At 69.2% G+C, this 25,397-nt stretch carries 20 protein-coding genes and 1 tRNA gene; 10 read left to right on the forward strand and 11 right to left on the reverse strand.

Annotation, left to right across the window (positions count from 1 at the left end; translation table 11 throughout):
• The first annotated feature begins 186 nt into the window (after window positions 1-186).
• Genes trpE through trpC form a run of 4 tightly spaced genes read left to right on the forward strand, consistent with a single transcriptional unit; the run spans window position 187 to window position 4,162 of the window.
• Window positions 187-1,707 carry an anthranilate synthase component I gene (gene trpE, locus I6I07_RS05385; RefSeq protein ID WP_024067527.1) on the forward strand — a complete coding sequence of 507 codons (1,521 nt, stop codon included), beginning with the start codon at window positions 187-189 and terminating at the stop codon, window positions 1,705-1,707.
• 59 nt (window positions 1,708-1,766) lie between these two features.
• Window positions 1,767-2,333, forward strand: a complete 567-nt coding sequence (locus tag I6I07_RS05390; protein WP_049077392.1) for an aminodeoxychorismate/anthranilate synthase component II — start codon at window positions 1,767-1,769, stop codon at window positions 2,331-2,333.
• A gap of 12 nt (window positions 2,334-2,345) precedes the next feature.
• On the forward strand, window positions 2,346-3,377 hold the full coding sequence (gene trpD / locus I6I07_RS05395) for an anthranilate phosphoribosyltransferase (RefSeq protein WP_198485904.1): 1,032 nt from the start codon (window positions 2,346-2,348) through the stop codon (window positions 3,375-3,377).
• The gene (gene trpC, locus I6I07_RS05400; protein WP_006392503.1) at window positions 3,374-4,162 is read left to right on the forward strand and encodes an indole-3-glycerol phosphate synthase TrpC; all 789 of its coding nucleotides are present in this window, start codon (window positions 3,374-3,376) and stop codon (window positions 4,160-4,162) included. Before trpD ends, trpC begins: the two co-directional genes overlap by 4 nt.
• A 53-nt stretch (window positions 4,163-4,215) precedes the next feature.
• Here trpC and I6I07_RS05405 read toward each other — a convergent pair whose 3' ends face one another.
• Entirely contained in the window at window positions 4,216-6,105 is a 1,890-nt protein-coding gene (locus tag I6I07_RS05405) for a sigma-54-dependent Fis family transcriptional regulator (protein WP_198485905.1), read from the reverse strand.
• Between the two features lie 228 nt (window positions 6,106-6,333).
• On the opposite strand from I6I07_RS05405, the gene adh reads away from it, so the two are divergent.
• Together adh and I6I07_RS05415 are read left to right on the forward strand one after the other, a co-directional pair.
• Window positions 6,334-7,863 (forward strand): aldehyde dehydrogenase, encoded by a 1,530-nt coding sequence (gene adh, locus I6I07_RS05410; protein ID WP_198485906.1) that lies wholly within the window; start codon window positions 6,334-6,336, stop codon window positions 7,861-7,863.
• 84 nt (window positions 7,864-7,947) lie between these two features.
• A complete protein-coding gene (locus I6I07_RS05415; protein ID WP_035359900.1) occupies window positions 7,948-8,325 on the forward strand; it encodes a DUF779 domain-containing protein in 378 nt (125 codons plus the stop codon).
• A 346-nt stretch (window positions 8,326-8,671) separates the two neighbouring features.
• On the opposite strand, the gene I6I07_RS05420 is transcribed toward I6I07_RS05415, so the two are convergent.
• Window positions 8,672-9,316 carry a 2-hydroxychromene-2-carboxylate isomerase gene (locus I6I07_RS05420; RefSeq protein ID WP_198485907.1) on the reverse strand — a complete coding sequence of 215 codons (645 nt, stop codon included), beginning with the start codon at window positions 9,314-9,316 and terminating at the stop codon, window positions 8,672-8,674.
• Window positions 9,313-9,552, reverse strand: a complete 240-nt coding sequence (locus I6I07_RS05425) for a DUF2917 domain-containing protein (RefSeq protein ID WP_232625903.1) — start codon at window positions 9,550-9,552, stop codon at window positions 9,313-9,315. The genes I6I07_RS05420 and I6I07_RS05425 overlap by 4 nt, the downstream gene beginning before the upstream one ends.
• Before the next feature lie 171 nt (window positions 9,553-9,723).
• Here I6I07_RS05425 and I6I07_RS05430 point away from each other — a divergent pair, with 171 nt between their 5' ends.
• Both I6I07_RS05430 and I6I07_RS05435 read left to right on the forward strand, forming a co-directional pair.
• Complete coding sequence (locus tag I6I07_RS05430; protein WP_006392496.1) at window positions 9,724-10,653, forward strand: LysR substrate-binding domain-containing protein; 930 nt, start codon at window positions 9,724-9,726, stop codon at window positions 10,651-10,653.
• 252 nt (window positions 10,654-10,905) lie between these two features.
• Complete coding sequence (locus I6I07_RS05435) at window positions 10,906-12,969, forward strand: LTA synthase family protein (RefSeq protein ID WP_198485909.1); 2,064 nt, start codon at window positions 10,906-10,908, stop codon at window positions 12,967-12,969.
• A gap of 39 nt (window positions 12,970-13,008) precedes the next feature.
• Here the strand turns inward: I6I07_RS05435 and selD are convergent, their stop codons facing one another.
• On the reverse strand, window positions 13,009-14,070 hold the full coding sequence (gene selD / locus I6I07_RS05440) for a selenide, water dikinase SelD (protein ID WP_198485910.1): 1,062 nt from the start codon (window positions 14,068-14,070) through the stop codon (window positions 13,009-13,011).
• A gap of 142 nt (window positions 14,071-14,212) precedes the next feature.
• Between selD and I6I07_RS05445 the strand changes: the two genes are divergently transcribed.
• Entirely contained in the window at window positions 14,213-15,310 is a 1,098-nt protein-coding gene (locus tag I6I07_RS05445) for a transglutaminase-like domain-containing protein (RefSeq protein ID WP_198485911.1), read from the forward strand.
• Between the two features lie 14 nt (window positions 15,311-15,324).
• On the forward strand, window positions 15,325-15,867 hold the full coding sequence (locus I6I07_RS05450) for a TlpA disulfide reductase family protein (RefSeq protein ID WP_198485912.1): 543 nt from the start codon (window positions 15,325-15,327) through the stop codon (window positions 15,865-15,867).
• A 250-nt stretch (window positions 15,868-16,117) separates the two neighbouring features.
• On the opposite strand, the gene I6I07_RS05455 is transcribed toward I6I07_RS05450, so the two are convergent.
• The 7 genes from I6I07_RS05455 to fdnG form a co-directional block, all read right to left on the reverse strand.
• Window positions 16,118-16,210 (reverse strand) — tRNA-Sec (locus I6I07_RS05455).
• A 12-nt stretch (window positions 16,211-16,222) separates the two neighbouring features.
• On the reverse strand, window positions 16,223-18,160 hold the full coding sequence (gene selB / locus I6I07_RS05460; protein ID WP_198485913.1) for a selenocysteine-specific translation elongation factor: 1,938 nt from the start codon (window positions 18,158-18,160) through the stop codon (window positions 16,223-16,225).
• Entirely contained in the window at window positions 18,157-19,590 is a 1,434-nt protein-coding gene (gene selA, locus I6I07_RS05465) for an L-seryl-tRNA(Sec) selenium transferase (protein ID WP_198485914.1), read from the reverse strand. The genes selB and selA overlap by 4 nt, the downstream gene beginning before the upstream one ends.
• A 2-nt stretch (window positions 19,591-19,592) precedes the next feature.
• The gene (gene fdhE, locus I6I07_RS05470) at window positions 19,593-20,528 is read right to left on the reverse strand and encodes a formate dehydrogenase accessory protein FdhE (RefSeq protein ID WP_198485915.1); all 936 of its coding nucleotides are present in this window, start codon (window positions 20,526-20,528) and stop codon (window positions 19,593-19,595) included.
• A 126-nt stretch (window positions 20,529-20,654) separates the two neighbouring features.
• A complete protein-coding gene (locus I6I07_RS05475) occupies window positions 20,655-21,302 on the reverse strand; it encodes a formate dehydrogenase subunit gamma (RefSeq protein ID WP_006392487.1) in 648 nt (215 codons plus the stop codon).
• On the reverse strand, window positions 21,295-22,194 hold the full coding sequence (fdxH, locus tag I6I07_RS05480; RefSeq protein ID WP_198485916.1) for a formate dehydrogenase subunit beta: 900 nt from the start codon (window positions 22,192-22,194) through the stop codon (window positions 21,295-21,297). The genes I6I07_RS05475 and fdxH overlap by 8 nt, the downstream gene beginning before the upstream one ends.
• Window positions 22,195-22,204: 10 nt before the next feature.
• Entirely contained in the window at window positions 22,205-25,273 is a 3,069-nt protein-coding gene (gene fdnG / locus I6I07_RS05485; protein WP_198485917.1) for a formate dehydrogenase-N subunit alpha, read from the reverse strand.
• Window positions 25,274-25,397 lie beyond the last annotated feature (124 nt).

A 25,397-nucleotide genomic window follows, 5' to 3' on the forward strand; every position in this document is an offset into this window, starting at 1 on the left:
CTCGTGGCGCTGGTGGCGTTTGTCTTCCGGGTGGCGATGATTCCCTTCCCGGCCCTGGACGCATCCCAGCCTCCCAGCGCCGATACTGTGTAGAACACAGAGCCAAGCCCGGAACCAGTAACCTGGACCGGGCTTTTTGTTGTGTGCCTGGTCCCAAGCAGATACCCATCGCCCACGAGACCCGACATGACCGAAATCGAATTCAAAGCCCTCGCCGCCCAAGGCTACAACCGCATCCCGCTGGTGGCCGAGACCTACGCCGACCTGGACACCCCGCTGGGCATCTACCTGAAACTGGCCCATGCCGGCCCGCAGGCCGGCCGCATGACCTGCCTGATGGAATCGGTGGTGGGCGGCGAGCGCTTCGGCCGCTACTCGTTCATCGGCCTGCCGGCCCGCACCGTGATCCGCGCCAGCGGCACCCGCACCGAGGTGCTGCACGATGGCAAGGTGGTGGAAACCCATGACGGCGACCCGCTGGCCTTCATCGAGCAGTACCAGGCCCGCTTCAAGGTGGCCCTGCGCCCCGGCATGCCGCGCTTCTGCGGCGGCCTGGCCGGCTACTTCGGCTATGACACCGTGCGCCACATCGAACCGTGCCTGGGCCCCGCCGTCAAGCCGTTCCCGGCCGGCATGGAAGGCGGCACGCCCGACCTGATGCTGATGCACGTGGACGAGCTGGTCATCGTCGACAACCTGGCCGGCCGCATCTACCTGATGGTCTACGCCGACCCGGGCCAGCCCGAGAGCTACAGCCGCGCCCAGCAGCGCCTGCACGACCTGCGCGCGCGCCTGCGACGCCCGGTGGAAATCCCGTACAGCCACGCCAGCATGCAGACCGAGGAACGGCGTGACTTCAAGAAGGAAGACTACCTGGCGGCCGTGCACCGCGCCAAGGAACACATCGCCGCCGGCGACCTGATGCAGGTGCAGATCGGCCAGGTCATCGCCAAGCCGTTCCGCGACTCCCCCCTCTCGCTGTACCGCGCCCTGCGGTCGCTCAATCCCTCCCCCTACATGTACTTCTGGAACTTCGGCGACTTCCAGGTCGTGGGCGCGTCGCCCGAGATCCTGGTGCGCCAGGAGCGCGTGGTGGTAGACGGCGCGCCCAAGTCGCAAGTCACCATCCGCCCGCTGGCCGGCACCCGCAAGCGCGGCGCCACGCCCGAGGAGGACGCCGCCCTGGCCGCCGAGCTCAAGGCCGATCCGAAGGAAGTGGCCGAGCACGTGATGCTGATCGACCTGGCCCGCAACGACGTCGGCCGCGTGGCCGAGGTGGGTTCGGTCAAGGTCAGCGACACCATGGTGATCGAGCGCTATTCGCACGTGATGCACCTGGTGTCCAACGTCACCGGCAACCTCAACCCCGGCATGAGCAGCATGGATGTGCTGCGCGCCTCGTTCCCGGCCGGCACGCTGACCGGCGCGCCCAAGGTCGAGGCCATGAAGATCATCGACGAACTCGAACCGGTGCGCCGCGGCATCTACGGCGGCGCGGCCGGCTACCTCAGCTACGGCGGCGAAATGGACGTGGCGATCGCCATCCGCACCGGCGTCATCAAGGACGGCACCCTGTATGTGCAGGCCGCCGCCGGCATCGTCGCCGACTCCAATCCCGAAGCCGAATGGGCCGAGACCGAGGCCAAGGCCCGCGCCGTGCTGCGCGCCGCCGAGCAGGTCCAGCACGGCCTGGACGAGCCCATCTGAGACGCCCGACGCCCCCAATGACCGCCCCGGGCCGCGCGCCGGCCCGCCTGGAGAAAAAAATGCTGTTGATGATCGACAACTACGACTCGTTTACCTACAACCTGGTCCAGTACTTCGGTGAACTGGGCGAGGACGTGCGCGTGGCGCGCAACGACCAGATCACCCTGGAAGAGATCGCCGCGCTCAACCCCGACCGCATCTGCGTGTCGCCCGGCCCGTGCTCGCCGGCCGAGGCCGGCATCTCGGTGCCCGTCATCCAGGCCTTCGCCGGCAAGAAGCCGATCCTGGGCGTGTGCCTGGGCCACCAGGCCATCGGCGCCGCCTACGGCGGCAACATCGTCCGCGCCCAGCAGATCATGCACGGCAAGACCGTGCGCATCTCGCATACCGGGACGGACATCTTCACCGACCTGCCGACGCCGTACACTGTCATCCGCTACAACTCGCTGACCATCGATCCGGCGACCCTGCCCGAGTGCCTGGCCGTGACCGCCACGGCCCCGGATGGCGACATCATGGGCGTGCGCCACAAGACGCTGCCCCTGTACGGAGTACAGTTCCACCCCGAATCCGTGCTCAGCGAACACGGCCACGCCCTGCTGCGCAATTTCCTGAACCTCGCCTAAGAAGGACGCACCGTGACGATCTCCCCCTCCGAAGCGCTGACGCGCTGTATCGAGCACCGCGAAATTTTCCACGACGAAATGCTGCACCTGATGCGCATGCTGATGCGCGGCGAGATGTCGCCGCAGATCGCCAGCGCGCTGCTGATGGGCCTGCGCGTGAAAAAGGAAACGGTTGGTGAAATCACCGCGGCCGCGCAGGTCATGCGCGAATTCGCCACGCCGGTGGTCACGCCCAACCCCGAAGACCTGCTCGACATGTGCGGCACCGGCGGCGACGGCAGCCACACCTTCAACATTTCCACCACCGCCATGTTCGTGGCGGCGGCGGCCGGCGTGCCGATCGCCAAGCACGGCAACCGCAGCGCCTCGTCCTCCAGCGGCAGCGCCGACGTGCTGGAAGCGCTGGGCGCCAACCTGGTGCTGACGCCCGAGCAGGTGGCCGAGTGCATCCAGGCCACCGGCATCGGCTTCATGTTCGCGCCGGCGCACCACGGCGCCATGAAGAACGTGGCCGCGGTCCGCAAGGAACTGGCCGTGCGCACCATCTTCAACATCCTCGGTCCGCTGACCAACCCGGCCGGCGCCGCCAACCAGCTGATGGGCGTGTTCCACCCCGACCTGGTCGGCATCCAGGTGCGCGTGCTGGAACGCCTGGGCTCGCGCCACGTGCTGGTGGTGCACGGCAAGGACGGCATGGACGAGGCCTCGCTGGGCGGCGCCACCCTGGTGGGCGAGCTCAAGGACGGCAAGGTCAGCGAATACGAAATCCACCCCGAAGACTACGGGCTATCCATGATGTCCAATCGCAGCATCAAGGTGTCCAATCGCGAACAGTCGCGCGAGCTTGTCATAGAGGCGCTGGACAATGTCGAGGGCACCGCCCGCGACATCGTCGCGCTGAATGCGGGTCTCGCCATCTACGCAGGCAATAAAGCCGATTCCATTCCCGCAGCGTTAGCGCTAGCATTTGAACTGATGTCCACCGGCGCGGCGCGAGCCAAGCTGGAAGATTTCTGCGCATATACCCGGAAATTCCAGAAATGAACGATATTCTCGCGAAGATCCTCGCCGTCAAGGTCGAGGAAGTCGCCGCCGCGCGCCAGATGCGCAGCGAAGCCGAAGTCCTGCGCGAGGCGCAGGCGCGCCAGGACGTGCGCGGCTTCGCCCAGGCCATCGAAGACAAGATCTCGCAGGGCAAGGCCGGCGTGATCGCCGAAATCAAGAAAGCGTCGCCGTCCAAGGGCGTGCTGCGCGAGACCTTTCAACCGGCTGAAATCGCGGCCTCGTATGCCGTGCACGGCGCGGCCTGCCTGTCCGTGCTGACCGACGTGCAGTTCTTCCAGGGCTCGCACGACCACCTGCGCCAGGCGCGCGCGGCGTGTTCGCTGCCGGTGCTGCGCAAGGACTTCGTGATCGATCCGTACCAGATCATCGCCGCCCGCGCGATGGGCGCCGACTGCGTGCTGCTGATCGTGGCCGCGCTCACGCCCACGCAACTGCGCGACATGGAAACGCTGGCGATGGAGCTGGGCATGGACGTCCTGGTGGAAGTGCACGACGCCCAGGAACTGGACGTGGCGCTGACGCTGAAGACGCCGCTGCTGGGCATCAACAACCGCAACCTGCGCACCTTCGAGACCAGCCTGCAGAACACGCTGGACCTGCTGCCGCGCATTCCCGCCGGCAAGCGCGTGGTGACCGAAAGCGGCATCCTCAAGCCGGAAGACGTCAAGCTGATGCGCGAGCACAAGGTCGACGCCTTCCTGGTGGGCGAGGCTTTCATGCGCGCCTCGGACCCGGGCGCCGAACTGGCGCGCGTGGTCGGCTGAGCCGGCCCGCGTCCTTCCCTCCTCAAGCAGTGCCGGCCTGGCCCGTGGCGCGCTCAGTGCGGCCGCGCCAGGCCGAGCGCCGCCGCCCGCCGGTACAGCGTGCTGCGATGCACGCCGAGCGCGCGCGCCGCGGCGCTGACGTTGCCCGCATGCGCGGCCAGCGCGGCGCGGATCGCGTCGTCGGCCAGGGCTTGCAGGTTGGCGGTGCCCGCGGCCGCCACGGGCGCGTGCGCCGGCAGGCCGCGGATGTCCGCCGGCAGCATCTCGCGATCGACCACGCCCGACGCCCCGGCCAGCACGTGCAGCGTGCGCAGCACCGCGGCCAGCTGCCGGTAGTTGCCGGGCCAGGCGTAGTGCGCCAGCGTGTCCTCGATCTCGGTCGGCAGCACCGGCCCCGCGCCCTGCGCGGCCCATAACGAACGCAGCAGCTCGCGCAGATCGGCGCGGGCGCGCAGCGGCGCCAGCGTCACCGTGTACTCGGCAATGCGGAAATACAGGTCGGCGCGCACCGGCGCATCGGGGCCATCGTGGGCCAGCGCGCGATGCGTCGCGCACACCAGCGTGAAGTCCACCGGCACCGGCCGCGCCGCGCCCAGCGGCGACACCTCGCGCGATTGCAGCACCCGCAGCAGGCGCGACTGCAGCGCCAGCGGCATGTCGCCGATCTCGTCCAGGAACAGCACGCCGCCATGCGCCTGCCGCAGCAGTCCCTTGCTGCCCTGGCGGCGCGCGCCGGTGAAGGCGCCGTCCTCGTAGCCGAACAGCTCGGACTCGATCAGGCTCTCGGGCAGCGCCGCGCAATTGACCGCCACGAACGGGCCGGCCGCGCGCCGGCCGCGCGCATGCAACTGGCGCGCGAAGATCTCCTTGCCCGCGCCGGTCTCGCCCTGCAGCAGGATCGAGACGCCCGCGTCCGACAGGTGCACCGCGCGCGCCAGCGCGCCCAGGGTGGCGGCATCGAAACTGGCCAGGCCGCCGCGCGCCACGGGCGCCGGCGACGGCGATGCCGCGGGCAGGCGCAGGGTCGGCTGCGGCGCCACCGGCGCACGCGCGCGGGGCAGGCGCAGGCGCGCATGGTAGATCGCGCCGGAACGCGCATGCACCCGGCCGGCCGCGTCGGGGCTGTGATCGAGGTCGCCATCGAACAGGTCGCCGTAGCGATACACGCCCAGCGCCGTGGGCGCCAGCCCCAGCATCTGCAGGGCGCGGCGGTTGGCGCCCACCAGCAGGTCGCCCTGGAAGGCCAGCAGGGCCTCGCCGGGCGTGCCCAGGCCGGAGCGGTCGGCATGCAGGCGCAGCACCGCGCAGGGCTCGTGCGCCGTGTCGAACAGCTGATGCTCGATCAGGTCGACCGCCGCGCGCACCAGCGCCAGCGCGTCGGGACGGATCTCCCGCGCCGGGCTCGACAGGTCCAGCACGCCCAGCATGCGGCCCTCGCTGTCGGTGATGGGCACCGCCGCGCAGGTCAGGATGCGGTTGGGTTCGAAATAGTGTTCGGCGCCATCGACGACGATGGGCCGGCCTTCCACCAGCGCGGTGCCGATGGCGTTGGTGCCCGCGGCGGCCTCGTCCCACGGCGCGCCGGGCATCAGCGCCACGCGCGAGGCGCGCTGCGCGAAGTCGATATCGCCATCGCTGTCGAGCACCAGGCCCTGCGCGTCGGACAGGATCACCAGCCCGTCGCTGCCGCCTTCGCGCCGCAGCAGCGACATGGCGGGTTCGGACAGGCGCCGCAGGGCCTCGTTGCGTTCGCGCGCCTCGCGCAGCTCGCCGGCCGTCATGGGTTCGGCGCGGCGCGCGCCGCGCATGTCGAAGCCCAGATCGGCGCAGCGGCGCCAGGATCGCAGGATGGGCTCGGCGACCAGTCCGCCGGGCACGACGCCCTGCTGGTTGAACAGCTGGCGCGCTTGCGTCAGCGATTGCCGACGGGATTGAGTGGCCATGCATGTCTCCTTGGACGGTGTTCTGCGACACCTGTTCCGCGACAGTGTCGCGAAACGCGACACCTTGAGGCGGCGATCCGCCGCCCACGCCCTTTGCCGGCGCGTGGAAATCTACTTTCGCACGCGGCACGCGCGCTTGTCCAGCGGAGAACCCCCGGATGGCACGCGATTTGCTTGATGGAAAACAGGCACCCGACTGCCGTCATTCCCACAATACCGGAGACAAGCATGGACATCGCGACCCGCGTCACCCCCGAATCCTATGGCACGCGCCTGGACCTCAGGACGCAGTACGACAACTTCATCGACGGCAAATGGCAGAAGCCCGCCGACGGCGAGTACTTCGACAACGTCACGCCGGTCACCGGCCAGGTGCTGACCCGCAACGCCCGCTCGAAAGAGCGTGACATCGACCTGGCGCTGGATGCCGCGCATCGCGCCGCGCCCAAATGGGGTGCGACCCCAGCCGCCGAACGCGCGCAGATCCTGATGCGCATCGCCGACGTGATGGAAGCCAACCTGGAACGCCTGGCCACCGCCGAGACCTGGGACAACGGCAAGCCGATCCGCGAGGCCCGCGCCGCCGACATCCCGCTGGCCATCGACCACTTCCGCTATTTCGCCTCGTGCATCCGCAGCCAGGAAGGCGGGCTGTCCGAGATCGACCACGACACCGTGGCCTACCACTTCAACGAACCGCTGGGCGTGGTCGGCCAGATCATCCCCTGGAATTTCCCGATCCTGATGGCCGCGTGGAAGCTGGCGCCGGCGCTGGCGGCGGGCAACTGCGTGGTGCTCAAGCCGGCCGAGCAGACGCCGCTGGGCATCCTGCTGCTGATGGAACTGATCGGCGACCTGCTGCCCCCGGGCGTGCTCAACGTGGTCACCGGCTTCGGCCTGGAAGCGGGAAAACCGCTGGCCTCGAGCAAGCGCATCGCCAAGATCGCCTTCACCGGCGAGACCACCACCGGCCGCCTGATCATGCAGTACGCGTCGCAGAACATCATCCCGGTGACGCTGGAGCTGGGCGGCAAGTCGCCCAATATCTTCTTTGCCGACGTGGCCGCGCAGGACGACGACTTCCTCGACAAGGCGGTCGAGGGCTTCGTCATGTTCGCGCTGAACCAGGGCGAGGTCTGCACCTGCCCCAGCCGCGCGCTGATCCAGGAGTCGCTCTACGACAAGTTCATGGAGCGCGCGCTCAAGCGCGTGGCCGAGATCAAGCAGGGCAACCCGCTGGACGCCGACACCATGCTGGGCGCGCAGGCCTCCACCGAGCAGCTGGAGAAGATCCTGTCGTACCTGGACATCGGCAAGCAGGAAGGCGCCGCGGTGCTGGCCGGCGGCGAGCGCGCCAAGATGTCGGGCGCGCTCGAAGGCGGCTACTACGTGCAGCCGACCGTCTTCAAGGGCCACAACAAGATGCGCGTGTTCCAGGAAGAGATCTTCGGGCCGGTGGTGGCGGTGACCACGTTCAAGGACGCCGACGACGCGCTGGCGCTGGCCAACGACACGCTCTACGGCCTGGGCGCGGGGGTCTGGTCGCGCGACGCCAACACGTGCTATCGCATGGGCCGCGCCATCAAGGCCGGGCGGGTCTGGACCAACTGCTACCACGCCTATCCGGCGCACGCCGCCTTCGGTGGCTACAAGCAGTCGGGCATCGGGCGCGAGAACCACAAGATGATGCTCAACCACTACCAGCAGACCAAGAACCTGCTGGTGAGCTACTCGCCCAAGAAGCTGGGCTTCTTCTGACCGGAGGACGGTCTCGCGCCGCCGCGCCGGCCGCCCGGCAAGGGGCGGCCCGGGCGTCCGGCGCGAGACCGCGGGAGCCGCGTTATGCCAGGACCTACCCCCCGCGTGATCGCCACCGACGCGGCGCGCGCGCTCATCGACACGCTGCGCGCCAAGCACGGCCCGCTGATGTTCCACCAGTCGGGCGGCTGCTGCGACGGCAGTTCGCCCATGTGCTATGCACAAGGCGAATTCATGGTGGGCGGCTCGGACGTGCTGCTCGGCGAGCTGGAGGGCTGCCCGTTCTACATGGGCGAAGACCAGTTCACGTATTGGGAGCACACCCAGCTCATCATCGACGCCGTGCCCGGACGCGGCGGCGCATTTTCCCTGGACAGCGCCGAAGGCCAGCGCTTCCTGCTGCGCTCGCGGCTGTACTCGGACGAGGAATGGGCCCAGGTGGCCCCGGTCACGCGCGGCTGACTCTGGCGCGTCGCCGGCCAGGGCGCGCGCCGGGGCTGGACAGGACAGGCCAGCGACCGTGTCCGCCGCGGCGCCGCGAGCGCCCTTCAGGTTCGACGCGATCCGTCGCCCTTGCCGCCGGGCGCCGGCTCGGCGGCCGCCTGCCGCCATTGAAAGGACACGCGCCGGATGCGCGCGGCACGGAATTGCGTGAACGAACGGCCACCCGGCATGGGCGCGCCGCGTAGCGGACTGCTGCTGTTTTTCATTGCGGATGAAGCATCGAGGGGAAGAAACAGGGTGGCCTGGCGGCCGTCAGCACGACGGCCGCCCTGGACCGGACGGCGGCATCGAGACCGCCGGAAAATCAGCCGGCCGCGGCGCTCCAGGCGCCGACGGGCGCGCGGCGGGTCCATTCGAGCGCGTCCTCGAGGCGGTCGTTGCCCCAGAACATTTCGCCGTCCACCAGGAAGGTCGGGGCGCCGAACAGCCCCAGGTGGCGGGCTTCGTCGACCCGGCGGCGCAGCGCCTCCTTGGCCGCTTCGGACTTGCCGCGCGCGATCAGCGCGTCGGCGTCCAGCGACAGGCCAGTCAGCAGCGCGTGCACCACGTCCTCGGCCTGGATGTCCTGGTCGTGCTGGAAATTGGCGCGGAACACGGCCAGGCAGAAGTCGCGGCCCCAGGGCTCGTCCTGGCCCAGCAGGGCGATGCGGGCCGGCAGCACGCTCATGCGCGGGAACAGGCGCGGCCGGTTGTAGGGCACGCCATATTTTTCGGCCAGGCGCGCGATGTCGCGCATCATGTAGGCGCCCTTGCCGGGGAACAGGCGGAACGGCGTGTCGTTCCAGCCCTGGGCCTGGAAGATCGGGCCCAGCAGGAAGGGCCGCAAGTCGACCCGCACTTCGGCCCGCGCCGCCAGCTCACCGATGCGCTCGATCGCCAGGTAGCTGTAGGGACTGGCGAAATCGAACCACATCTCGAGGCGGGGCGTGGCGGGCAGGGGCGCATTCATGGCAAAAGCTCCAACGGCTGGGAAACCTGGGACATCAGGGCGACCTGCGCATCCGGCAGGCCGCTGAGGACGACGTCGCGATCGCTGTCCACGATGATGGACTCGCCGGCTTGCAACACGCTGTCGTCCGGATGGCGGTAGGCGGACAGCCAGACCGTGCCGGCCTGGCACTCGATCCGCAGGCCCGCGGCGCGCCTGAGCAGCATAGTCGAACCCCGCGCCAGACGGAATGACATTCCCGCAGTGCAGCATAACTGGATCATGGCGCGTCCCCCGCCGCCTCGGCGGCCAGCGTGCCGGGCGCTGGCGGCCTGGCGCCGCATCACCCGTCGTCTGAGGCATATTGGACGCCGCAGGCGTTATATTGCACAAGCGACATTTCCGCCGTCTACGCATGAGTTTCACGAATGTCATATCCGCTGGCCAAACTTCCCCCGCTTGATCTGGTCCGAGGCTTCGTCGCCGTGGGCCGGCGCATGAGCATCACGCTGGCGGCGCAGGACCTGCACGTGACGCAATCGGCCGTCAGCCGGCAGATCCGGGCGCTGGAGGCGCACCTGGGCGTGCCGCTGCTGCTGCGGGGCTTTCGCAGCGTCTCGTTCACGTCCGAGGGCGCGCAGCTGTTCCGCATGGCGGACGCGTGGCTGAGCCAGCTGGGCGACCTGACCGAGCAGTTGCGCGCGCCGGAGCGCCGCACGCCGGTCACCGTCACCACCACCATCGGCGTGGCCTCGCTCTGGCTGCTGCCGCGGCTGGGCGACTTCCAGGCCGCCTATCCGCACATCGACGTGCGCGTGGCCGCCGACAACCGCGTCATCGACATCGACCGCGAAAGCGTCGACATCGCCATCCGCTACAGCCTGCGCGACACGGTGCCGGACGGCGCCGTCTGGCTGTTCGGCGAATCGGTGGTGCCGGTGGCGCACCCGTCGCTCAAGGCCCGCGCCCTGGACGCGCGCGAGCTGCAGCGCCACGTGCTGCTGGAATTCGACGACCCCACCCGCCCCTGGCTGCAATGGTCCGAATGGCTCAACGCGCGCGGCCTGGGCCGCGTGCGGCCCAAGGGCATGCTGCGCTTCAACCAGTACGACCAGATCGTGCATGCGGCCCTGGCCGGCCACGGCATCGCGCTGGGGCGGCTGGCGCTGATCGCGCCGATGCTGGCCGATCAGCGCCTGGCCACGGTCGGCGGCCAACCCGCCGACGCCACCGAACATGCCTACTGGCTGGTGCGCAACGCGCGCCGCAGCACGCCCGACGCCGAGATCGTGACGCGCTGGCTGGTGCAGCAGGCCGCCACCACGGCAAGCCTGCTGACCCCGGAATCCGCCCGATAAACGCGGCCCACGCCCGGCCCGTCAGCAGTATCAGACTGGCGGACGGGCTTCACGTCTTGTCCGGCGCACTACAAGTTCTATACAAACCTTCATAGATTCGCTTCCCCCCTGCTGTAGATTGCGGCCTGCATAGCACGCACGGATCCAAGCTCCCCCTGCGAATGAACCCCGCGCCTCCGTCCCGACGGCGGGCTCGCGGGCCCATTGCCGCCTTTTTCCGGCGCAACGCTCCGTTTTTCTTTCCCAACGCAGATGAAGTTCTTCCGTTCGGCCAACGCCTGGCAAGCCTGGTTCCTCAATTTCCAGCGGTCCTTCCTGATCCTGCTGGCGCCCTGGCTGGTGTCGGTGCTGGTGCAAAGCGCTGGCCGCGTCTACCTGCTGGCGACCTACGCGCCGCCCGGCGCCTACGCCACGCTGGCGCAGGACGTGCATCGCACGCTGGGCATCGGCCTGCTGTTCGACATCAAGGTCGCGGCGATCGCGTTCTCGGTGCCGCTGCTGGCGGCGCTGCTGCTGGCCGCGCGGCCGGTCGCGCACGCGTTGTGGCTGCGCAGCCTGCCCTGGCTGGGCGCAATACTGGCGACCCTGTTCGCCGCCAGCACGGTGGTCAGCGTCTGCTATTTCGCCACCTTCTCGCGCTCGATCGACATCTTCGTGTTCGGCCTGATGGACGACGACACCCACGCCATCCTGGTGACGCTGTGGCACGGCTACCCGATCCTGCGCACGCTGGCGCTGCTGGCGGCCGTGCTGGGCATCACCTATTGGCTGGTGCGCCGCTGGGGCGCCAGCATCCTGCGCGCGCGGCTGGCGCGGCGCGCGTTGGCGCCGAGCACGTTGCGGCTGACGCTGATCATCGGCATCACCGTGCTGGCCTGCCGCGGCTCGCTGGGCACCTTCCCGCTCAACAAGGACGATGCCGGCATCTCGTCGCTGCGGCTGCTCAATGACATCGCGCCCAACGGCATCTCGGCGTTCTTCTGGGCGCTGTCCGAACGCGACAACGACAAGCGCTTCTCGCCCGTCGCCGACGACGAGGGCGCGGCGCTGTACCAGCGCTTCCTGGGCCAGCCGGGACACGGCCTGCAGCCCTTCATGGCCAGCACCGGCGCCAATCCGCAGGCCCGCGCCAATCCACCGCACGTGGTGCTGCAGGTGATGGAGAGCATGGGCCATCACATGAATACGTTCGACCGCCCCGGCCGCGACCTGCTGGGCGCGCTGCGTCCGCACTGGCAGCAGGACTGGCGCTTCGATCGCTTCCTGTCCGAGGGCAATGGCACCATCGATTCGCTCAGCCGGCTGCTGGTGCGCAGTCCGGTGCCGGCCATCAGCCAGTCGTCGGCGGCCAATGCCACTTTCGCCAGCAACGCCTTCACGCCCTTCCTGGCGCACGGCTACCGGGTGGTGTTCGTCACCTCGGGCACCGCCACCTGGCGCGACCTGGGACGCTTCGCCAGCCACCTGGGCGCGCACGAATTCATCGACCAGCTGGCGCTGCGGCAGCGCTATCCCGAGGCCGAGCCCGGCGTCTGGGGCGTGCCGGACGAATACATGTTCCGCTACATCGCGGCGCGCCTGGCGCAGGCGGACCGCGCGGGCGAGCGCCTGTTGATCGTGGCCCTGTCCACCACCCACCATCCGCCCTTCCTGCTGCCGGCGGGCGGCCAGCGCGGGGGCCTGGACCTGGCCGACGTGGAACGGCTGCCCTACTACCAGGCCTGGACCGGCCTGGACGAGGCCTTCGACACGCTGCGCTACGCCAACGACCAGCTGGGCCGCTTCCTGAGCGGCCTGAAGGCCTCGGCCAACGGCGCCAACACCATCGTCGCCGTCACCGGCGACCACAACATCCTGGGCGTCGACTATGCGCTCGACACCGACGCCGTGCTGGCGCGCGCGGTGCCGTTCTACCTGTATGTGCCGCCCGCCTATCGCGGGCAATCGACCTATGACCCGTCGCGCCCCGGCAGCCACAAGGACATCCTGCCCACGCTGTATCACCTGAGCCTGCCGGACACGCCCTATTTCCGCAGCGGCTGCGACCTGCTGGCCGCGCGGCCCGATCCGCAATGGTGCTTCGGCTTCAACAATCCGAACCTGCTGATCACGCGCGACGGCGCCTACCGCCGCGACCGGCCGGGCCGCCTGCTGCCCTGGGCCGGCGCCACCGGCCTGGCGGTGACGTTCGAACGCGACGCCTCGCCGGCGCAGGCGGCCGAACTGGCGCGGCTCGACGCCTACGCGCCGCTGCTGCAATGGCAGATCAACTACCAGGTGCAGGACCAGGTGCCGCCGCGTCCGGATCGGCCCTGACGGATGGAAAGCGGAAGCGGAAGCGGAAGCGGGGCCAGGCTAGTCGACGCGCACGACCGGATCCCCTGCCGTCATCTCGCCCACCACCACGGCATCCTCGAAGCCATCGCGGTGGAACAGATCCAGCACCGCTTGCGCCGCGTCGGGCGCGCAGGCCACCAGCAGGCCGCCGGAGGTCTGTGGATCGGTCAGCAGGGCGCGCTCGGTGTCGCTGACGCCCGAACCCAGGCGAATCGATTCGCCGTACGAGTTCCAGTTGCGGCCCGATGCGCCGGTGATCACGCCCTCGGCGGCAAAGGCCTGCACGCCCGGCAGCCACGGCAGCGCGTCGCGCCGCAGCCGCGCGGTCAGCCCGGCGCCGCGCGCCATCTCCAGCGTGTGGCCCAGCAACCCGAAGCCGGTGACGTCGGTGATGGCGTGCACGCCTTCCAGCGCCGCCAGGGCCGCCCCCGGCCGGTTCAGGCGCGTGGTCGTGTCGATCATCACGCGGTAACCGGCGTCGTCCAGCCGGTTCTTCTTCAGCGCCGCCGACAGGATGCCCACGCCCAGCCCCTTGCCCAGCACCAGCACGTCGCCGGCGCGCGCGTCGGCGTTGCGCTTGATGCGGCCCGGATGCACCAGCCCCATCGCCGCCAGGCCGTAGATCGGCTCGACCGAATCGATGCTGTGGCCGCCGGCCACCGGAATGCCGGCGTCCTTGCAGACCGATTCGCCGCCGCGCAGGATATCGGCGATGACGTCGTGCGGCAGCACGTTGATGGGCATGCCGACGATCGCCAGCGCCATGATCGGCGTGCCGCCCATGGCGTACACGTCGGACAGCGCGTTGGTGGCCGCAATGCGGCCGAAGTCGTACGGATCGTCGACGATCGGCATGAAGAAGTCGGTGGTCGCGATCAGCGCCTGCTCGTCGTTGAGCCGATAGACGGCCGCATCGTCGGCCGTCTCGGTGCCCACCAGCAGATTGGGATAGCTGGCGGCCGGCCCGAAACGGGCCAGCAATTGCGACAGCACGCCGGGCGCGATCTTGCAGCCGCAGCCGCCGCCGTGGGACAGCGAAGTCAAGCGCGGCACCGCCGCGGACGCAGCATCCTGGGTCATGTCAGTCTCTCCGTAAGTGATGGGAAAAGGATAGCATCGCGCCCCCGAATGGCCCTATGATGATCCGGCAGCAGGCAGCAACGGACGGCCCGCCCGCCACCGGGCGCACCGACAGCCAAACTTCACCGTGCGTGAGGGCTTTATGGATCGCCGACACTTCCTCCGTTTCTCGGGCGCCCTGTGCGCCGCCCAGGCGGCCTTGCCCCTGGCCGCGCGCGCCGAGCAGGCGCCCGTCAGCGCCGACTGGCGCGGCTTCGAACTGACCACCCATATCCAGGTGCTCGACCCCGGCGCCCATCCGCGCCTCTGGATCCCCCTGCCCTATGCCGCCGACACGTCCTACCAGCGCGGCGCGCAAAGCGCCTGGCTGGTCAGCGGCGGCGGCAGCGCGCAGCTGGCGCAGGCCCCCGGCTACGACGTGCGCATGCTGGCGGTGCAGTGGCCCGACGCCCAGACGCCGCGCGAGGTCACGGTGACCAGCCGCTTCCAGACCCGCAACCGCCGCGTCGACCTGACCCAGCCGCCTCCCGGCGCCCCGCGCGAAAGCGCCGCCACCCTGCGCGAATTCATCCAGCCCACCGAACTGCTACCCACCGACGGCATCGTCAAGGCCACCGCCGACCGCATCACCCAGGGTCACCAGGGCACGCTGGCGCAGGCCCGCGCGATCTATGACTGGGTGGTCGAGAACACCTGCCGTACCGCCGCCACCCGCGGCTGCGGCACCGGCGACGTGCGCTACATGCTCACCGCCAACGACCTGAACGGCAAATGCGCCGACATCAACGCGCTGTTCGTCGCCCTGGCGCGCACCGCCGGCATTCCCGCCCGCGACGCCTACGGCCTGCGCGTGGCCGATTCGCAGCTCGGCTTCAAGAGCCTGGGCAAGGCCGGCGACGTCACCCGCGCGCAGCACTGCCGCGCCGAGTTCTACGCCGACGGCTACGGCTGGATCCCGGTCGACCCCGCCGACGTGCGCAAGGTGATGCTGGAAGAGCCGCCCGGCGACCTGCCCGCCACGGACGCCCGCGTGCGCAGCGCCCGCGTCATGCTGTTCGGCGCCTGGGAAATGAACTGGGTCGCCTACAACCACGGCCACGACGTCGCCCTGCCCGGCTCCGCCCACGGCCCCGTGCCGTTCCTGATGTACCCCAACGGCGAAACCGCCGACGGCCGCCTGGACAGCCTCGACCCCGGCCGCTTCCGCTACACCCTGACCGCCCGCCCCCTGTCCACCTGAGCCGGCGCCGTCCCATGGTCAGCCGCCGCCTCCTCCTGCAATCCGCCCTGTCGCTGGCGGCCCTGCCCGCCTGGGCCCGCGCCGCCGCCCGCGACAGCGCCCTGAAGGCCGCCACCGGCCCCGACTGGGCCCCCTGGACCGCCCCCACCCCGCCCCTGGTCCTGCCCGACCTCTCCGGCCGCGAACAGAAACTCGCCACCTGGCGCGGCAACGTCGTCATCGTCAGCTTCTGGGCCACCTGGTGCGACCCCTGCCGCGACGAAATCCCCCTCATGTCAGCCATGGCCAAACGCCACCGCGAAGAAGGCCTGCGCCTGGTCGCCGTCAACGTCGGCGAGGCCCTCGGCAAGATCACCACCTTCCTCGCCAAGTGGCCCGTCGCCGGCACCGTCCTGCACGACCGCAACAGCACCGTCTCCAAGAAATGGGACGCCGTCGGCCTGCCCGCCAACTACCTGGTCGACCGCGGCGGCAGCATCCGCCACTGGCACCTGGGCGCGCTGGATTGGAAAGCCGATAACGTCAACAGCGTGGTCACAAAGATGCTGCGCGCCTGACAACGCCCCAACCGATCAAGCCCCTCCCACCCACCCCACTTCCGCCAGGAACCCCTAGCAAGCCGCTCTCCCCTTGCAGCGCGCCAAACCAGGACGACGCGAGCCCTGGCGTTGCGGGGCGCGGGGTGGCGGGGGCCATCTAGCTGCGCCCGACGGAATCCGAAGGAACAGCCGCAGGCTGTGACGAGGATGAGAAAGGGGGGGGCCTCCGGCGAGCAAGCAACAACCAGCCGCCCGCAAGAAAAATCGGCGGAAGGCAGCAGGAGTCGAACCTACCTGGGAACGTCTGACGCCCCCAACCGGGTTTGAAGCCCGGCCGTGCCACCGGACACGGATGCCTTCCAAAAAGACCCGCCTATGATACCGCCTGACCTGCCCCCAGATACGCGCTATCGGTGCGCAGCAGATGCGCATCCCGCAGCCGCCGCGTCAGCCCCGTCCGGTCGAAGAACTCCAGGATCTGGATCGCCCGCTTGCGCCCCAGCCCCGTCGCATCCCGGAACGCCGCCGCGTTCAACCCTGCCGGCTTGCCCGCAAGCGCGACCGCCAGCGCCACCAGCTCCGCCACCCGCTCGCGGTGATAGAACAGATCCTTCACCACCTGCGCCACCTCGCCACGCCGCAGCAGCTTGCGCAGCACCTGCCGCACCCGCTCTTCCGGCTCGCCCAGCGCACGCGCCAGGTCGCGCACCCAGGGCGGATCGTAGGCCCCCGCCGCCAGCAACGGCAGCAGGCGCTGCGCCAGCTGCTGCTCGGCCTCGGCCAGCGCCGCGGTATGCCCCGGCAGATGCAGCCACGGCCCGTTGCGCAGCACCCGGCCCTGCTTCTGCAAATCGTCCAGCAGCCCCTGCCACAACGCTTCCGGCGCCGCCGGCAGCGCCATGCGGCGCAGACGTGAACCGTCCGGCCCGGGCTCGTCCGGCGCGCCCTGGTGGAACGTCGCCAGCGCCTGTTCCACCCGCGCCCGCAGCGCCTCCCAGTGCGTGACCAGGATCAGCGTGCGCGCGCCCTGCGGCGTGCGCGGCTCGATCCAGATCGCCCCTGCTGGCGCCGCCAGGTCACGCACCGGCTTGCCGGCCAGGCGTTGCAGCGCCGTCTCGTCCAGGCCCAGCGCGGCCTGCGCCAGTAGCGGCTGCAGCCCGCCGCCCGCCAGCATGTCCGCCACGCCTTGCAGCCATTGCATCCGCGCCGGCGCGCGGCGCTTGCGGTCGGGCGCGTTCGGATCGAGCACCCGGCCGCCGCCGACCGTGCGCGTGGCCTGCGCGTTGCGCACGATGTAGCGGTCGCCCGGCATCGCGCACACCGATTCGTCGAACACCAGTTGCACCCAGCCCGACTGGCCCGGCGCCAGCGCGTCGGCCGACAGCGGCACCACGTGCGCCACGTGGCGCGCCGCGCCGATATGCACGTGCAGCGGCGTCCAGGCCCGCAATGGCGCCTCGGCCGATGGCAGCAGCGTCAGCGCCACATCGACGTGGCGCGACGGCAGGAAGCAGCGCGCATCGGCGATCCAGTCGCCGCGCGTGATCGCGCTCTTGTCGATGCCCGCCAGGTTCAGGGCGCAGCGCTGTCCGGCCGCGCCGGTCTCGCTGGGCTGGTTCTGCGCATGGATGCCGCGCACCCGCACCCGCGTGCCGGCCGGCATCAGGCGCAGGTCGGCGTCGTCATCGCCAGCGCGGGCGCGGCCGCCGTGCGCCGTGCCCGTCACCACCGTGCCGTGGCCGGCCAGCGTGAAGACGCGGTCCACCGCCAGCCGGAACAGACCGGCGCCGTCGCGCGCGCCGAGCGCCTGCGCGGCCTCGTCCAGATGCTGCTTGAGCCGCGCCACGCCGTCATCGCCGGGACGCGCCGCGCAGACCTCGAACAGCGGGGCGTCCTGAAGAAAGGTATCGGTCGCCAGCGCCGCGATCTCGGCGCGCACCGCCGCCAACCGGTCCGCGTCGGCGCGGTCGACCTTGGTCAAGGCGACGGCGCCGCGCGCCACGCCCAGCAGCGCCAGGATCGCCAGGTGCTCGCGCGTCTGCGGCATGACGCCGTCATCGGCCGCCACCACCAGCAGGCCGAAGTCGATGCCGCTGGCGCCGGCGGCCATGGTGTGCACCAGCTTCTCGTGGCCCGGCACGTCGATGAAACCCAGCACGTCGCCATTGGGCAGCGGCGTGTAGGCATAGCCCAGCTCGATGGAAATGCCGCGCGCCTTCTCTTCCTTGAGACGGTCGGTGTCGACCCCCGTCAGCGCCCGCACCAGCGTGGTCTTGCCATGGTCGATATGGCCGGCGGTGCCGACGATCATGCCGACGGCTCCGTGGCGGGCGCCGCGAGGCCGGCGAGCTGGTCGGTGAAGGCGGCCTCGTCGCGCGCCTCCAGGCAGCGCAGGTCGAGCCACAGCGCGTCATCGGCAATGCGGCCGATGACCGGCACCGGCAGGTTGCGCAGGCGCGTCTCCAGGCGGTCCAGGTGGCGCCCGGGGCGGCCCTTGCCGCGATAGCGCAGCGCCAACCCGTGGCTGGGCAGCTGGTCCACCGGCAGGGCGCCGCTGCCGATCTGGCTGAACATCGGCACCGCCTCGACCTCGTAGTCCGCGCCCGCCGCGTGCGCCAGCACGCCGCGCAGGCGCTCGGCCATAGGCTGGATCTCGCGCTGCGGCCGGGTCAACAGGCGCAGCGTGGTCAGGCGCTGCGCCAGGAATTCCGGCGCGCGGTACAGCTGCAGCACCGGTTCCAGGGCCGCCAGCGTCAGCTTGCCCACGCGCAGGGCGCGCTTGAGCGGGTTCTTCTTGATCTTGCGGATCAGGTCGGCGCGCCCCACCAGCAGGCCGGCCTGCGGGCCGCCCAGCAGCTTGTCGCCGCTGAAGGTCACCAAGTCAGCGCCGGCGGCGATGGTCTCGCGCACCGTGTCCTCGCGCGGCAGGCCGAACTGGGTCAGGTCCACCAGCGTGCCGCTGCCCAGGTCCACCGTGGCCGGCAGGCCGCGTGCATGCGCCAGCGCCGCCACCTCGGCCACGCCGACGCTCTTGGTGAAGCCGGTGACGGCGTAGTTGCTGCAATGCACCTTCATCAGCATCGCGGTGCGCGGGCCGATGGCGTTCTCGTAGTCGGCGGCATGGGTGCGGTTGGTGGTGCCGACCTCGACCAGCTTGGCGCCGGCGCGCTTCATGATGTCCGGGATGCGGAAGGCGCCGCCGATCTCGACCAGTTCGCCGCGCGACACCACCACCTCGCGGCGGTCGGCCAGCGCGTTCAGCATCAGCAGCACGGCGGCCGCGTTGTTGTTGACCACCGTGGCGGCCTCGGCCCCGGTCAGTTCGCACAGCAGGTCGTCGATCAGGTCGTCGCGATCGCCGCGGCCGCCGCTGTCCAGGTCGAATTCCAGGTTGGCCGGCGTGGTCAGCGCGCGCAGCACCGAGGCCACCGCCTCGTCGGGCAGCAGGGCGCGGCCCAGGTTGGTGTGCAGCACAGTGCCGGTCAGGTTGTAGACGGCGCGCAGGCGCGGCGCGGCGGCGCGCGCCAGGGCGCCGCCGACGGCCGCGCCCACGGCGGTCTCGGCCAGCTCGGCGCGCGGCAGTTCGCCCGCCAGGGCGCGTTGCCGCAGCCCGTCCAGGTGCTGGCGCAGGGCCGCCACCACCTGCGTGCGGCCATGCGTGTCGAGCGCCGCGGCCAGCGCCGGCGCGTTCAGCAGCCGGTCGAGCGCGGGGATGTCGGCGGCGGCGGCGAACCCGGTCATGGCTATTCCTCCTCGGCGCCGTGCCACAGCAGCGGATTGCCGCTGGCGCGCGAATAGCCGGCCTCGCCCACCAGCACGTCCAGCATCAGGCTGGCGAGGTCGTCGGCCACCGGCTCCACGTGCAGGTCCTTGTCCTGGTAGAAGATCTTGCGGTAGGTGTGGCAGTGGTCGCAGGTTTCGGCCTTGATGGCGGGCGTACGGCCTTCGATGGCCTGGTAGGCCACGGATTCGACGTCTTCGCAGTGCGAGCACTTGACCCGCACCATGTGCCACTGGGTCGCGCACAGGCTGCAACACAGGTAGCGGTAGCCTTCGAACTGGCCGCCGACCCGCACCACGCTGGCCACCGGCAGGCTGGCGCAGACCGGGCAGACGCCGAACGGCGAGGCCACCGGCAATTGCTTTTCGTCGAAGCGGCTGGCCAGGTCGGTCCAGTAGACCTGCAGCGCGGCCATCACGAACGGCGCGGCGGCGCCGTCGACGCCGCGATGCTGTTCCGACAGCACGGTCTCGGCCAGGTCCTCGAGCGATTCGGTGTCTTCATCCAGCGCGCGGCGCAGCGCCGCGCAGACTTCCAGCGCCTCGGCCGGCAGGTCCTGGCCGCCCGCCACCTCGTCGACCAGCTGGCGCAGGATGTCGCGCCACAACGGGTCGCGCGGCCAGCCCACCGCCTGCAGCGGCGGCATGCCGTGGGCCTGCGCCAGGGCGATGCGGTCTTCCGAGGCGGGCGGCGCGTCGCAGCCGCGCAAGGCGTTGTGCTGGGCGTCGACCAGCCGCGCCATCAGCAGCAGGTAGTCGGCCACCGGGCTGTCCACGGCCAGCTGCCGCAGGCGCGCCGCGCGCGTCGCGAAAACCGACTCGCGCGCCGGCAGCTGGATGCGGGGAATGGTGTTGTGATCGAGCGCCTCGATCTCGCCACGCGGAAGAATTCGCTGCAATTGCGTCTCCAGATAAACAAACACGGCTGCCGCCCCGCAAAGGGGAGGCAGCCGTGCGGTGGGATCGGGCGGAACCGGCCCGGCCTGGCCGCCACCGCAAGGTGGCGCCCGCCGGGCGGGACCCGCCTATTTCGTCGTGGACTGCTTGCCGATTTGTTCCCGGAACCACGCGCGGTGGTGCTTCCACGCCCAGCCCGCGGTCACGTAGCCGCGCAGCATCGCCGTGAGCGAGCCCTTGACCCAGATCGCCGCATAAATATGCACAATGATCGCGCAAATCAGCACCAATGCACAAACGGCATGCAGCACCGAGGCGGCGCGCACCACCCAGATCGGGAAGTAGAAGGCGAAGAACTCGCGCCAGATCACGATGCCGCTGGCGAACAGCCCCAGCATGCACAGGATCAGCACATAGAACAGCAGCTTCTGGCCGGCGTTGTACTTGCCAACCTCGGGCAGCTTCTCTTCGCGGTTCTCGACCACGTCGTTGAGCTGGCGCAGCCACTGGCGGTCGGCCTTGGTCATCATGTTGTGGCGCCACATGTGGCCGGCGAACACCACGAAGCAGAAGAACATCACCAGCCCGATGAACGGATGCAGGATGCGGGTCCAGGGACCGCCGCCGAACAGGTTGGTGAGCCAGAACATCGACGGGTGGAACAGCGCCAGCCCGGATAGCGCCAGCAGGATGAAGGTGAAGGCGATGATCCAGTGGTTGGTGCGCTCGCCGGGCGAATAGCGCTTGATCCGGCGGTGATGGCGATCGTCACTCATGGCGGATCTCCTCTTCGGCACGGCGTTCGTCTTCCTCGTTGACCTCGTTGCGGCCGACGCGGGCGTAGTGGAAGAAGCCGGCCAGCGCCGTCAGCGCCATGGCGGCCACGCCCAGCGGCTTGGCGATGCCCTTCCACAGCGACACCATCGGGCTGATCTGCGGATCCTTCGGCAGCCCGTGGTACAGCCCGGGCTGGTCGGCGTGATGCAGCACGTACATCACGTGCGTGCCGCCCACGCCTTGCGGGTCATACAGGCCGGCCTGCTCGAAGCCGCGCGACTTCAGGTCCTCGATGCGCTCGGCGGCGTGCTGCTTCATGTCGTCCTTGGTGCCGAACACGATGGCGCCGGTGGGACAGGCCTTGACGCAGGCCGGCTCCTGGCCGACGGCCACGCGGTCGGAACACAGGGTGCACTTGTACGCCTTGTGGTCCTTCTTGGAGATGCGCGGCACGTTGAACGGACAGCCGGTGATGCAGTAGCCGCAACCGATGCAGTTCTCTTCGTGGAAGTCGACGATGCCGTTGTTGTACTGGATGATGGCGCCCGGCGAGGGACAGGCCTTCAGGCAGCCCGGGTCCTCGCAGTGCATGCAGCCGTCCTTGCGGATCAGCCACTCCAGGTCGCCCTGCGGGTTCTCGTATTCCGAGAAGCGCATGACGGTCCAGGAATGCTCGGTCAGGTCGGCCGGGTTGTCGTAGACGCCGACGTTGGTGCCGATCTCGTCGCGCAGGTCGTTCCACTCCATGCACGCGCTCTGGCAGGCCTTGCAGCCGATGCACTTGGAGACGTCGATCAGCTTGGCCACGGACCCGGTGATGGGTTCGCGGATGCCGGGCGGCGGCGTGGTGGTGGCGGAGCGCCGTTTGATGTCCAGGGATTGCATTGACATGAGCGGTCTCCTAAATCTTCTCGACCTGCACCAGGAACGACTTGAATTCCGGTGTCTGGGAATTGCCGTCGCCCACGAATGGCGTGAGGGTGTTGGTCAGGAAGCCGGGCTTGGCCAGGCCCACGAAGCCCCAGTGGATCGGGATGCCGACGTGGTAGACGGTCTTGCCTTCGATGGTCAGCGGCCGCAGGCGCTTGGTGACCAGCGCCACCGCCTTGATGTAGCCGCGGTTGGACGACACCTTCACGCGCGAACCGTTGGCAATGCCCAGTTCCTTGGCCATGACCTCGCTGATCTCGACGAACTGCTCGGGCTGCAGGATCGCGTTGATGCGGACGTTCTTGGTCCAGTAGTGGAAGTGCTCGGTCAGGCGGTAGGTGGTGGCCACGTAGGGGAACTTGTCCACCGTGCCCATCGCCGCCAGGTCGTCCTTGAACACGCGCGCCGCCGGGTTGCTGGTGACGCCCTTGGCCTTCGGATACAGCGGGTTGTAGCCCAGCGGCGTCTCGAACGGCTCGTAGTGTTCCGGGAACGGCCCTTCGGCCATGCCGGCGCGCGCGAAGAAGCGCGCCACGCCCTCGGGGTTCATGATGAACGGCCCCATGCCGCCATCCGGATTCTCGTCGCCCTTGAAGTCGGGAATGTCGGCGCCGACCCAGGCCTTGCCGTTCCACGAGATCAGGTTGCGGCGCGGGTCGAACGGCTTGCCCGAGACGTCGCAGGAGGCGCGGTTGTACAGGATGCGGCGGTTGGCCGGCCAGGCCCAGGCCCAGTTCAGGGTCTGGCCGATGCCGGTCGGGTCGCTGTTGTCGCGGCGCGCCATCAGGTTGCCGGCCGGGCTCCAGGCGCCGGCGAAGATCCAGCAGCCGCTGGCCGTGGAACCGTCGTCGCGCAGCTCGGCAAAGCCGGCCAGCTGCTCGCCGCCCTTGCGCGTGACCTTGGTGGGATCCTTGGGATCGACCAGGTCCACCAGCGCCTTGCCCGAGTATTCCTTGGCCAGCTCTTCCGCGGTCGGGCTTTGCGGATTGGAATACGGCCAGGACAGGTTGACGATGGGGTCCGGGTACTTGCCGCCCTCTTCCTGGTACATCTTGCGCAGGCGCGTGAAGATCAGCGACATGATCTCGATGTCGCTCTTGGCCTCGCCCGGAGGCTCGGCGCCCTTCCAGTGCCATTGCAGCCAGCGCCCGGAGTTCACCAGCGCGCCGTCTTCCTCGGCGAAACAGGTGGTGGGCAGGCGGAACACCTCGGTCTGGATCTGCTTGGGATCGACGTCATTGGCCTCGCCGGCATTGCGCCAGAATTCCGAGGTCTCGGTGACCAGCGGATCCATGATGACCAGGAACTTGAGCTTGGCGAAACCCTGGTTCAGCTTGGCCTTGTTGGGCGCGGCCGCCAGCGGGTTGAAGCCCTGCGCCAGGTAGCCGTTCATCTTGCCCTGGCTCATCAGCTCGTAGACCTGCAGCATGTCGTAGAGCTTGTCGAGCTTGGGCAGGTAGTCGAACGCCCAGTTGTTCTCGGCGGTCGCGGCCTTGCCCCACCAGGCCTTCATCAGGCTCACGTGGAACTTGCTGTAGTTCTGCCAGTAGCTGAGCTGGTTGGGCCGCAGCGGCTTGAGCGCGCGCGTGGCGATGTACTTGCCGTAGTCCTGCTCGGGCTCGTTGGGCAGCGTCATGTAGCCGGGCAGCAGGTTCGACATCAGGCCCAGGTCGGTCAGGCCCTGGATGTTCGAGTGCCCGCGCAGCGCGTTCATGCCGCCGCCGGCGATGCCGATGTTGCCCAGCAGCAGCTGCACCATGGCGCCGGTGCGGATGATCTGCGAACCGATCGAGTGCTGCGTCCAGCCCAGCGCGTACAGGATGGTGGCGGCGCGATTGGTGGTGGCGGTGGACGCCAGCATCTCGCAGACCTTCAGGAACTTGTCGCGCGGCGTGCCGCAGACCCGTTCGACCATCTCTTCGGTGTAGCGCGAGTAGTGCTTCTTGAGCAGCTGGTAGACCGAACGCGGATGCTCCAGCGTCGGGTCGGTCTTGACGAAGCCATCATCGCCGCGCTCGTAGTCCCAACTGGCCTTGTCGTAGGTCCGCTTCTCGGCGTTGTAGCCGGAGTACAGGCCCGCGTCGAACGTGAAGTCCTCGCGCACGATGTAGGAAAAGTCGGTGTAGTTGCGCACGTACTCGTGCTGGATCTTGTCGTGATCCAACAGGTACTTGATGACGCCACCCAGGAAGATGATGTCGGTGCCGGTGCGTATGGGCGCGTAGAAGTCCGCCACGGATGCCGAGCGCGTGAAGCGCGGATCCACGACGATCAGCTTCGCCTTGTTATGGGCTTTCGCTTCCGTGACCCATTTGAACCCGCACGGGTGGGCCTCGGCGGCATTGCCGCCCATGATCAGTACTACGTCCGCGTTCTTGATGTCGACCCAATGGTTCGTCATCGCTCCACGGCCAAACGTCGGGGCAAGACCTGCCACCGTCGGGCCATGTCAGACACGGGCTTGATTGTCGAACGCCAGCATCCCCATGCTGCGCACGGTCTTGTGCGTGATGTAGCCCACCTCGTTGCTGCTTGCCGAGGCGGCCAGCATGCCGGTGGTCAGCCACCGGTTGACCGTCTTGCCGTCTTCCGTCTTTTCGACGAAGTTGGCGTCACGGTCGGCCTTCATGAGCTTGGTGATGCGCGTCAGGGCGTCGTCCCACGACATCCGCTCCCACTTGTCCGAACCGGGCGCCCGGTATTCCGGGTACTTCAGGCGGTTGGGGCTGTGGATGAAGTCGATCAGGGCCGCGCCCTTGGGACAGAGCGTGCCGCGGTTGACGGGGTGGTCGGGGTCGCCTTCGATGTGCATGATGCTGGCGCGGGCATTCTTGGCGCCATCGCCAAGGCCATACATCAGCAGACCACAGGCGACCGAACAGTAGGGACAGGTGTTGCGCGTTTCCGTCATGCGCGCAAGCTTGTACTGGCGCACTTCGGCCATGGCCGTGCCGGGAGCTACCCCCAGCAATGCCAGGCTCGAGCCAGCCAGCGTGGTACCGGTCACCTTGAAGAACTGGCGGCGGTTCATGTTGACCATGAAGCACTCCTCTCCGGGTGAATAGGGGAAGCCGCGGGCCGATCCGGGGAAAAGCCCTACGAATTCCAAGGATATGCAAGCAAGTATAGGCGCAGCGCGGACGAGTTTCCATGCCTTGCGTCCC

It is taken from the genome of Achromobacter deleyi, from assembly GCF_016127315.1.
GTDB classification, from domain to species: Bacteria; Pseudomonadota; Gammaproteobacteria; order Burkholderiales; family Burkholderiaceae_B; genus Achromobacter; species Achromobacter insuavis_A.